Raw genomic sequence first — 10580 nt, 5'->3', positions numbered from 1 at the left:
AAATATGGATGCTTTATTTTCGAACAAATACAAGCAGTTCGAAGATGATATAAATGGATCGTATAGTCATATTATGACATAATTTACATATATTATGGAGGTGATATTATGTATCATATACGAGAATCTATTAGGCCATCTGCTAATTTAAGAAATCACTATAATGAAATTTCAAAACAATGTCGGGAAGAGAATGAAGTGGTTATTATTACGGTAAATGGGCGTGGTGATACTGTTTCTTTATCTTATGATGAATACAAAAGCATGAAGTCAAGAATTGAATTGTTGGAATTGCTTGCAGAAGCAGATGAAGATGTTGCGTACAGAAGAGTATCACCTATTCAAGACACTTTTAATGATTTAAGAGCTATGTTAAAAGGAAAATAAAATATACTATTGTACGTACAGATACTGCAGATATTGGTATTAGAAAAATTGTAATGTAAATCGCAAGAAATTTCGGTAAAGATATTGCTTTAAAAAAGCTAAATGATTTAGAAAAGAATATTTATCTGTTGGAAGATAATCCATATTTAGGAATCACGCCTAGATATCCTGTTTTAAAACGACAAGGCTATCAGGTGTTGAAACTAGAAAAGAACTTGATATTTTACAAAATCAACGAGGATAAAAAAACAAATTATTATTTATGCGGTTGTAGATCAACGTCAGGACTACCTGAATATTATTCAAGGATTTTAAATTGCTTATTAAAAAATCAAAAATATATAGAATAATATTAACAGACCTCACCACGCCTCTGATTTATCATGCGCAACTCGATGAGGCTTTTCTTTTTGGATTCTTTTCTTGAAAACTAAATATAGGCTATGAAATATTATTTTGCTTCATGAATTATTATTTTCTTTTGGATGTGATAAATTATATAAAAGTGAGTCTTGACTATGAAGAAAGTGCTTTTTATTTTCCACGGCACTCTTTGAAAGCTTCTTCATAAAGTCAGTAAAATCAAGGCTTGGAAGGCATTGGCGGTTAGAAAATAACCCACGGGATTTTTGTGCAGATATTATATGTAAATATAGATGATGTTTGGGACGCAACATGATAGAATGGTTACAAGAAAAATTTGTAGGAATATAAAGATATGGAATTAAGATTATTACGCTATTTTTTGACAGTAGCAAAAGAACAGAGCTTTACAAAAGCAGCAGAACAATTGCATATTACCCAGCCAACGCTTTCCAGACAAATGGCGTCATTTGAAGAGGACCTGGGAATAACATTATTTATTCGAAACGGGAAGAAAATATCGCTCACTGATGAAGGAATTTTATTAAAAAGGCGTGCCTTGGAGATTCTTAATCTTGAGGAAAGGACGCTTGAGGAACTGAAGGGAAAAGAAGAGGTTGTAGGGGGAACTATAACTATTGGATGTGGTGAATTTGCGGCAGTGGAGACATTGGCGAAGATATGTAAAATATATAAAGAAAAATATCCGCTGGTTCAGATTGTACTTCATACTGCAACAGCAGATACGGTGTATGAAATGATGAATAAAGGTCTTGTAGATATTGCGTTATTCATGGAACCGGTGGACACGGAAGGGCTGGATTATATTCGGATTTTGGATTGTGACCACTGGTGTGTTGGAATGCGCCCAGATGATCCGCTGGCAGAAAAAGAGTTTATAAAAAAAGAAGATCTCATTGGAAAACCGTTAATCTTACCGGAAAGATTGAATGTTCAAAGTGAACTTGCCAATTGGTTTGGGAAAGACTTTTCGAAACTGCAGATTGCTTTTACAAGTAATCTTGGAACGAATGCTGGAGTCATGGCGGTAAATGGACTGGGATATCCAATATCAATTGAAGGTGCTGTAAAATATTGGCGAGAGGATGTTCTTGTACAGCGTAGAATTTCTCCTGAAATCACGACCAATACGGTAATTGCCTGGAGACGAAACATCCCATATTCTCTGTCAGTCAGTAAAATGATAGAAGAAATAAATGCTTTTCAGGCATAGAATAGAATTCAATATAAGTATTAGACATAATAAAATAATGGAGATATAAAATAGATGTATAAGAGAAAATCAAATCTTATACATCTATTTTTATACAAAAATTCGTAAAGAAAGGGGCTTTTTATTATGAGTAAAAAATTAGTGGCATTTTTCAGTGCAAGCGGAACAACAAAAAAAGTAGCACAGATGATCGCAGAGGAAGTAAAAGCGGATTTGTTTGAGATTGAGCCGAAAGTTCCATATACAAAGCCTGATCTTGACTGGATGAATAAAAAATCCAGAAGCAGTGTGGAAATGAGTGATAAAAAATATAGACCGGCGATTATGAAAAAAGAGATGGATATGAGTTCTTATAACGAGATCCTTCTGGGATTTCCAATCTGGTGGTATGTGGCTCCGACAATCATCAATACATTTTTAGAAGCTTACGATTTCAGTGGTAAAAAGATTGCGCTTTTTGCAACATCCGGAGGAAGTGGATTTGGGAACACTGTGAAAGAATTGCAGTCATCTGCACCAGACGCAGTTATTACAGAAGGCAGATTGCTAAATCGTGGAACAAAACAGGAAATTAATGAGTGGATAAATTCTTTGTAAATAATAGTGTTATGGAGGTATACAGAATATGAAAAAAATAATACAGACAGCAGGAAGAAATGTACTTGGTGAATTTGCACCAGAGTTTGCACATTTTAACGATGATATACTTTTTGGTGAAAACTGGAATAACCAGGATATCGATGTAAAAACAAGAAGCATTATTACAGTGGTTGCTCTGATGGCTTCCGGAATTACGGATTCATCTTTAAGATATCATCTTCAAAATGCAAAAAATCATGGTGTGACACAAAAAGAGATTGTTGCAGTGATCACACATGCCGCATTCTATGCAGGTTGGCCAAAAGCATGGGCTGTTTTCAATCTTGCAAAGGAAGTATGGGAAATAGGCGAAGGAGATTTGCCATACGAAGAGGAAGCGATGTGGGCGCATGCAAAAAAGATGGTATTTCCAATCGGGGCACCAAATGATGGTTTTGCACAGTATTTTTCGGGCAGAAGTTTTCTTGCGCCGATTTCTACTTCTCAGGTTGGAATTTTCAATGTGACATTCGAACCAGGATGCAGAAATAACTGGCATATCCATCATGCAAAAAGTGGAGGCGGACAGATTTTGATATGCGTTGCCGGAAGAGGATATTATCAAGAAGAAGGTAAAGAAGCTGTAGAAATGAAACCAGGTGACTGCATTAATATTCCTGTAGGTGTTAAACACTGGCATGGAGCTGCACCAAATGAATGGTTTAGCCATCTTGCCATAGAGGTTCCGGGTGAAAATAGTTCTAATGAATGGCTTGAACCGGTAAGTGATGAAGAATATGGAAAATTAAAATAGGAAGGTGAATAAAATGTTTGATAGAAGTATTGTATTGAATAATGGTGTAAAAATTCCACAACTTGGACTTGGAACCTGGCTTATTGATGATAATAAGGCTGCTGATGTTGTAAAAGCAGCAGTAAAAATTGGATATAGACATATTGATACGGCACAGGCATATGGAAATGAGCGTGGCGTGGGTGAAGGAGTAAGAACTTGTGGTATTCCACGTGAGGAGTTGTTTGTTGTATCAAAGGTTGCGGCAGAACATAAGACTTATGAGGAAGCGATGGCAGGAATCAATGAGACGCTTGAAAAGATGGGACTGGATTATCTTGATATGATGATCATCCACAGTCCGCAGCCATGGGCAAAGGTTAATCAGAGCGAAGATCGATATGTAGAGGGAAATCGAGCAGCATGGAAAGCTCTTGAGGATGCTTATACGGCAGGAAAACTTAGGGCAATCGGAGTTTCCAATTTTCAGATCGAAGATATTGAAAGTCTTCTTGAAACAGCAAAGATTAAGCCAATGGTAAATCAGATTCTTCTTCACATCAGTAATACGCCGATGGAGTTAGTAGAATATTGCCAGAAGAATAATATTGCTGTGGAAGCATACTCACCAATTGCGCATGGTGAAATATTAAATCAACCGGAGATAACTGCGATTGCAATGAAGTATGGTGTGACTGTTCCACAGCTTTGCATTAAATATACGATTCAGCTTGGTGCAATTTCTTTGCCAAAAACAAGTAATCCTGAACATATGAAGGGTAATGCCCAACTGGATTTTGAAATTAGTGCTGAAGACATGGAACTGTTAAAGAATTTTAAGAAAATTCAGAGCTATGGTGACAGTGGAGTTTTTCCTGTTTACGGTGGAAAGATGTAATAGCCAATCCGTTTGAAATACAAATATTGAATAATAACTTAATATCATTAATAGCAAAGCTATAAGATTTCAAAAACGGAGTTTTATAGCTTTTTATTTGGCGTTTACAAAAAAATACAAAAGAGCCCATTTTAATCATTTACATGATTCTATTTGAAACATGAACTTTGAAATGTTGTTTAGCTTCATGACTTATTATTTTCTTCTGAATATGATAAATTATATAAAAGTGAGGTTTTTGACTATGAAGAAAGTGCTTTTTATTTGCCACGGCAATATATTCTAATATCAATAAATTGCTTTATATAAAGAATATTAAAAGAAATTAAGAGGATTTGTGCACCTTAAATGCACCTTTTGGATAACTTCATCAACAAATTGAATTAAAGGTTTTTACGTTAAGTAAAATATTAATGTGTTTTGACAGTGCTTTTACTTAAAAGAAATCTTTGACAGCAACATTAAAAAGTGTATAATCATATTAACAGAACTCACCACGCCTCTGACTAATTCATGCGCAACCCGGTGGGACTTTTTTCATTTAGGGGTGTTTTATGTATCAGTATCCAAAACAAATATTAACAATAGGACAACAAGTGCAATCTTACGTAAATGCAGGAATGAAGATTACATCTCGCGAAGAGGTAGAGAAGGCATTAAAATCAATTGGATTTTATCGTTTGAGAGGCTACTCATTTCCTTTATATGATAATGTTACAAAGAAGTATGTTCCTGGAACAAAGTTTGAAGACATTTTGAAATTATATCAATTTGATCAGAAATTATCTGCCTTAGTTTTCTTTATGATTTCTAAAATTGAGGTGGCTTTAAGAGTACGATTAATAGAGGCGTTACTTATATATGGTGAACCTCTTGTTTTGCAAGATTCATCTATTTTTAAAGAGAAAAAATTGTATTGGCAGAATATGTCTATGGTAGCGTCAGAAATTGCTCGTTCTAATGATGTATTTATTAAACATAATTTTGATAATCATGATGGAGAGGTGCCTGTATGGGCGATTGTTGAGGTTCTTTCTTTTGGAACATTATCGAAAATAATTAAAAATTTGAAAACAGGTGTTGGAAGTTCATATTCTATCTTGGCGACTAATTACCAATATAAATCGAAAAAAGGAAATTTGGTAAATCCATCACAAAAAATGCTTACTTCATGGTTACAGAGTGTTTCAATATTGCGTAATATGTGTGCTCATAATTCCAGAATCTATAATCGCACAATACATACGACGCCAGAGATTTTAGACGCAGATAAGGTTACACCACTGCCAGTACATAATGGGTTATATCAAATTTTATTGGCAATGAAGTATTTACGCTCATCTGATGAGGAATGGACAGTATTTGTAGATGATTTCGATAATTTAATTAAAAGTTATAATGGCATAGTCAATCTTGCAGCAATGAATCTTCCATCAGATTGGAAAGTACATTTAACTGTATAAAACAATAAAGATGTTTAACTAAGCTTTTTTCTTAAACGGGTTAGTCATTCGGCGGAATGTTACAATATTAACATTTCGCTATTTTTATATATAGCTTTTTTGCAAATGCATGGTAAATAGAAAAACATGAAACATTGGTGGTATAATAAAATAGCTTGTAGAAAGGCAAGCTATTGAAGAGCTTCATGAGGTGAATAACCATATTTCTATATAAAAATTAAGTTTGCACCAAATAAAATTCAATTTGCACCTTATGTGCACCTTTTGATTAAAAAGATATGAAAAGTTATACAAACTTATAAGAAGTTACAAAAATAAGAGAAAAATAAAATTACCTTTACATAAAGGAAATGTGCTATATATAAAGGAGAATTTGATTATGATAAAAATATTATTCATATGCCACGGCAACATATGTCGTAGTGTCTCAGCTCAATATATTATGGAAGATTTGGCAAAGAAAAATGGAGTAGAACTATATGTTTCTAGTGCAGCTACAAGTCGTGAAGAAATTGGTAATGATATCTATTCTCCGGCTAAGCGTAAACTAAAAGAAAAGGGGGTTCCATTTTCTAGACATTATGCAAGACAGGCTACAATGAGTGATTATTTGTCGTATGACTATTTGATTTGTATGGATGAAAATAATATGCGTAATTTAAATCGTATGTTTAATAATGATCCAGATCACAAGATCTATAAATTATTATCTAGAGATGTTTCAGATCCTTGGTACACCAATGATTTTGAAACGGCTTATAATGATATTTATGAAGGCTGTAAAGCTTGGTTGGAGAAATTATCATGAAACAGAATCTACATACACACTCCATCTTTTGTGATGGAAAAGATACGATTGAAGAAATGACTTTAGAAGCTATCTCAAAAGGCTTTGATATTCTAGGATTTTCAGGACATGGATATTTAAGTATAGATGATGGTTCAATGCGAGATATTAAGGGGTATATTTCTGAAGTTCAAAGAATTAAATCAAAATATTCTTCATCTATTCAAATTCATTTAGGGATTGAAGAAGATATGTTAGGAAGAATATCTGAAAAAGCTCCATTTGAATATGTGATTGGAAGTAAACATTTTTTAGGTGAGACTGCTGTGGATTATTCAAAGCCTGTATTTGATTCCTTGTTTGAATCGTATTCTGGTGACTATAAAAAGATGTGTAAAGACTACTATTCAGACTTATCCAATATGTATGACTGGCAAGAAGTGGATATCATTGGACATTTAGATTTGATCACCAAATATAATGAGGACGAATCTTATTTTCAATTTAATGATAAAGACTATATGAACATTGTTTGCGATTGCATTGACCGATTGTTGATCAACGATAAGATTTTTGAAGTGAATACCGGAGCTATCGCAAGAGGTTATCGTAAAACACCATATCCATCTAAGAATATATTGGAATATTTATACGCAAAGAATGCACGTATTTGTCTAAACAGTGATTGTCATGATAAGAACTATTTGGATTGTGCTTTTGAATCTAGTTTAGACTTGATTCAATCTTGTGGATTTAAAGAACTGCAGATACTCACAAAAGATGGTTTTGTATCTGAAAAAATTAAATAGAATAAACAGTGAAGGTGTTCTTGTGATAATCAATTAAACCTTCACTTTTCATTTTAGAAAGCTCTTTTGATAAGGCACTTCGTTCTACGTTTAAATAGTCAGCCATCTGTTGACGATCAAACGGAATCTTAAAGGTAGAATTTTGTGTTTCTAGTTTCATAAACGATAAGTAAGACAACACCTTATTACGAATGGTTTTGTTAGAAATATGAAATATGTGTTGTGACAACATTTTGTTCTTATTTGAAAGTATTTGAATCATTTGATCTTTTAATTCTGGGGATTTTTCTAAGGCTTGAACATCTAAAAATTGAATTGTACAGTCCTCAACCGCTCTAACATATACATACATAGGTGTTTTGGTTAGGGCATAGCTTTCCGCAAACATTTGATTGAAACCTATATGTGACAATAGGGAAACGTTGCCTAAAAAGTCTACAGTTTCTATGACAACACTTCCTTCTTTGACAATGCCAATGGCTTGTGGAATATCTTCCATATGATAAATAATTTCATTTTTCTTGTATTGTTTGAATGTTGAATCCATAAATATCTTCCTTTCGTTGTTTAAACAACATAAATTGATTGTATTATACACTAAAATAAGTTCATAAGAAATGAGGATGATTTTATGTTAAGAAAAATTATACAAATTGATGAAGATAAATGTACAGGATGCGGTATCTGTGTGGATGCCTGTCATGAAGGAGCCATTGGCTTAGTGAATGGAAAAGCGAAATTAATGCGAGATGATTATTGTGATGGACTAGGGGATTGTTTACCTACATGTCCTACAGGTGCTATTTCATTTATTGAAAAAGATACTCTAGCTTATGATGAAGAGGCAGTAAAAAAGAATATGGAAAAACGCATGAAAGAATCGGGCACCATGCATACAGGATGTCCTGGATCTATGATGCATACACTGAATCCAGTTGCCTCAAGTCCATCGATTGATGTATCAAGTCAATTAACATCTTGGCCTATACAAATTAAGCTAGCACCTATCAACGCACCATTCTTTCAACATGCCAAGCTTTTAATAGCTGCGGATTGTACTGCTTATGCCTATGCCAATTTCCATCAGGAATTTATGAAAAATAAAGTGACTCTAATAGGATGTCCAAAACTTGATGGTGTGGATTATTCAGAAAAGCTTTGTGATATTATTCGTATGAATTCGATTGAAAGTGTAACCATTGTTCGTATGGAAGTACCTTGTTGTGGTGGGCTTGAAAATGCGGTTAAGAAAGCTTTGCAGGAAAGTAAAAAGTTTATTCCTTGGCAAGTTGTCACAATTTCAATAGATGGAAAAATTTTAGATTAAACCTTAAAAAAGTGCAGCTATCGTTACAGATATTGCACTTTTGTCATTTTCTGACACGTTAAATAAAAAAGTATCACCGTAGCGATACTTTAATGATTATTCCTTTGTGATTTCTTTATAGCTAGCTAGACCATAAGCACTATCTGCAAGTGTACCTGCATTGACAATAGCTTGTTCCATAGCTTTAACGGCCATGATTCCAACTAAATCTTGTTCTGCAGGCACTTTATTGGATGTCATCGCAAAAATAGTATCTCCATCACTTGAAGTGTGGACTGGACGAATACATCTTGCATATCCATTATGGGCCATACTTGCGATTTTATTCATTTGTGCTTTATTTAAATCCGCATTTGTGATGATACAACCAATTGTCGTATTCATACCACAAGAATTGATCATCTTTTCAGCTGCCTTTAAGATTTCATTTTCACTAAACAATCTTGTGTTTGTGTTTCGATCATAGATACCTGCAATTGGTTTGTCTGAATTTGGGTAGAAAATATCTCCACACGCATTGACGGCTACAATAGCTCCTACTTTTAATGGACCTATTTGTAGGGCCGAAAATCCAAGTCCTGCCTTCATCGCATATTGAGGGCCAAAAAATTTACCAACACTAGCCCCTGTTCCTGCACCGACATTTCCTTGTTGAGGATTATTCTTTTCCGCTTCCATACAAGCATCATACCCCATTTGTTTATTTGGATATGCCTTAGAATTACCTACACCACAATCAAATAGACAAGCTTCACATACGATGGGAATATAGATGTTTTTCATGTCAAAACCAATTTCGTGTTCACTCAAATACTGCATAACACCACTGCTTGATTCTAAACCAAAGGCACTACCACCCGATAATGTAACCGCATGAATTTTTTGGACCATGTTTTTTGGATTCAACAAATCTGTTTCACGAGTGGCAGGACCACCACCACGTACGTCTACACCAGCTGTAGCTCCTTCTTTACATAAGATGACTGTACAGCCAGTCGCATTTTCTGTATCTTGTGCACTACCAATTTGAAATCCTTCGATTTCATTGATTTGAATTGTCTTCATTTTTGATCTCCTTTAATTCATATAAATCATTTCTACGTACCTTCCAATAAGGCATTCTTTTCCTTACTTTTTCAATGTCTTTTAAATGGATATCTACAACTTTGCAGGCTTCTTCTTCACCCAACTCCACTACAATATTGCCAAAACCATCCACAAGAATAGAGTGGCCTCCTGAAGTATAGTTTTTATATGTATACTTAGCTGGGGCAACCCCACATAAAAAGACTTCATTTTCTAAAGCACGTGTTTGCGTGAATAACTTCCAATGCTTTTTTGTAGCCTGTTCATTAAAGGCGGCCGGACAAAATAGAATTTGTGCTCCATTTTGAGCTAAAATTCTAGATACTTCTGGAAAACGAATGTCGTAACATAATAAAATACCGCATTTTCCCCATGGCGTATCGAAACATTGAAGGTGATTTCCTGGTACAAATACTTCATTTTCACAATAATCTTGTTTGTTGTGGAATTCAAAAAGATGTGTTTTGTCATACGAACAAACAATGTCACCATCGCTATTTAATATGTAACAACGATTGTATTTGTTTGTACAAATGGAACCTGCAACGATCCATATTTTATTTGTTCGAGCGGTTTCTTTTAATGCTTCTAAACTTTCATCATGACGCAAATACGCTGTTTTAAGTGCATCATTATGATAGGGACAGTTCCACATTTCTGGTAGAACTAAAATATCACAGTCTGGAATGTTTTTAAGTTTAGCTATGTTTTGTTGATTATCCATTGAAACAGACATTTGGTACATACAGATCTTCATATAGATTATGATAGGCGAAAAGTGACTACTTTTCAAGGTGTGCAAAGACTAACATGTGTTTATTTACTACTGATTTGAAATCGTTTACAATCATTTT

12 protein-coding genes are annotated in these 10580 nt (G+C 34.2%); 9 read left to right on the top strand and 3 right to left on the bottom strand.

Features of this window, described 5'->3' with window-relative positions; all coding sequences use genetic code 11:
• Positions 1–108: 108 nt before the first annotated feature.
• The 8 genes from EUBIFOR_RS06920 (at position 109) to EUBIFOR_RS06885 (ending at position 7313) form a co-directional block, all read left to right on the top strand.
• Positions 109–387: a type II toxin-antitoxin system Phd/YefM family antitoxin gene (locus EUBIFOR_RS06920; RefSeq protein ID WP_003865268.1), complete on the top strand. Its 279-nt coding sequence runs from the start codon at positions 109–111 to the stop codon at positions 385–387.
• A gap of 718 nt (positions 388–1105) precedes the next feature.
• Entirely contained in the window at positions 1106–1984 is an 879-nt protein-coding gene (locus EUBIFOR_RS06915; protein WP_003865266.1) for a LysR family transcriptional regulator, read from the top strand.
• Between the two features lie 126 nt (positions 1985–2110).
• The gene (locus EUBIFOR_RS06910; protein WP_003865265.1) at positions 2111–2581 is read left to right on the top strand and encodes a flavodoxin; all 471 of its coding nucleotides are present in this window, start codon (positions 2111–2113) and stop codon (positions 2579–2581) included.
• Positions 2582–2609: 28 nt separating this feature from the next.
• Complete coding sequence (locus EUBIFOR_RS06905) at positions 2610–3377, top strand: carboxymuconolactone decarboxylase family protein (protein ID WP_003865264.1); 768 nt, start codon at positions 2610–2612, stop codon at positions 3375–3377.
• A gap of 13 nt (positions 3378–3390) precedes the next feature.
• Entirely contained in the window at positions 3391–4254 is an 864-nt protein-coding gene (locus tag EUBIFOR_RS06900; protein WP_003865263.1) for an aldo/keto reductase, read from the top strand.
• Positions 4255–4808: 554 nt separating this feature from the next.
• The gene (locus tag EUBIFOR_RS06895; RefSeq protein WP_003865261.1) at positions 4809–5717 is read left to right on the top strand and encodes an Abi family protein; all 909 of its coding nucleotides are present in this window, start codon (positions 4809–4811) and stop codon (positions 5715–5717) included.
• Positions 5718–6096: 379 nt separating this feature from the next.
• Positions 6097–6525, top strand: coding sequence for a low molecular weight protein-tyrosine-phosphatase (locus tag EUBIFOR_RS06890; protein WP_040466310.1), 429 nt, complete (start codon positions 6097–6099; stop codon positions 6523–6525).
• The gene (locus EUBIFOR_RS06885) at positions 6522–7313 is read left to right on the top strand and encodes a histidinol-phosphatase (RefSeq protein WP_003865259.1); all 792 of its coding nucleotides are present in this window, start codon (positions 6522–6524) and stop codon (positions 7311–7313) included. Before EUBIFOR_RS06890 ends, EUBIFOR_RS06885 begins: the two co-directional genes overlap by 4 nt.
• On the opposite strand, the gene EUBIFOR_RS06880 is transcribed toward EUBIFOR_RS06885, so the two are convergent.
• Positions 7306–7860: a Crp/Fnr family transcriptional regulator gene (locus EUBIFOR_RS06880; RefSeq protein WP_003865258.1), complete on the bottom strand. Its 555-nt coding sequence runs from the start codon at positions 7858–7860 to the stop codon at positions 7306–7308. The two genes, EUBIFOR_RS06885 and EUBIFOR_RS06880, sit on opposite strands and share 8 nt — an antisense overlap.
• Before the next feature lie 84 nt (positions 7861–7944).
• On the opposite strand from EUBIFOR_RS06880, the gene EUBIFOR_RS06875 reads away from it, so the two are divergent.
• Positions 7945–8640, top strand: a complete 696-nt coding sequence (locus tag EUBIFOR_RS06875) for an ATP-binding protein (RefSeq protein WP_003865257.1) — start codon at positions 7945–7947, stop codon at positions 8638–8640.
• 96 nt (positions 8641–8736) lie between these two features.
• On the opposite strand, the gene EUBIFOR_RS06870 is transcribed toward EUBIFOR_RS06875, so the two are convergent.
• Together EUBIFOR_RS06870 and EUBIFOR_RS06865 are read right to left on the bottom strand one after the other, a co-directional pair.
• On the bottom strand, positions 8737–9705 hold the full coding sequence (locus tag EUBIFOR_RS06870; RefSeq protein ID WP_003865256.1) for a P1 family peptidase: 969 nt from the start codon (positions 9703–9705) through the stop codon (positions 8737–8739).
• A complete protein-coding gene (locus EUBIFOR_RS06865; RefSeq protein ID WP_003865255.1) occupies positions 9683–10471 on the bottom strand; it encodes a nitrilase-related carbon-nitrogen hydrolase in 789 nt (262 codons plus the stop codon). The genes EUBIFOR_RS06870 and EUBIFOR_RS06865 overlap by 23 nt, the downstream gene beginning before the upstream one ends.
• Positions 10472–10580 lie beyond the last annotated feature (109 nt).

The organism is Holdemanella biformis DSM 3989 (assembly GCF_000156655.1).
Lineage (GTDB): Bacteria > Bacillota_I > Bacilli_A > Erysipelotrichales > Erysipelotrichaceae > Holdemanella > Holdemanella biformis.
The sequence above is the reverse complement of the archived record's forward strand: the minus strand, read 5'-3'. Positions and strand labels throughout refer to the sequence as shown.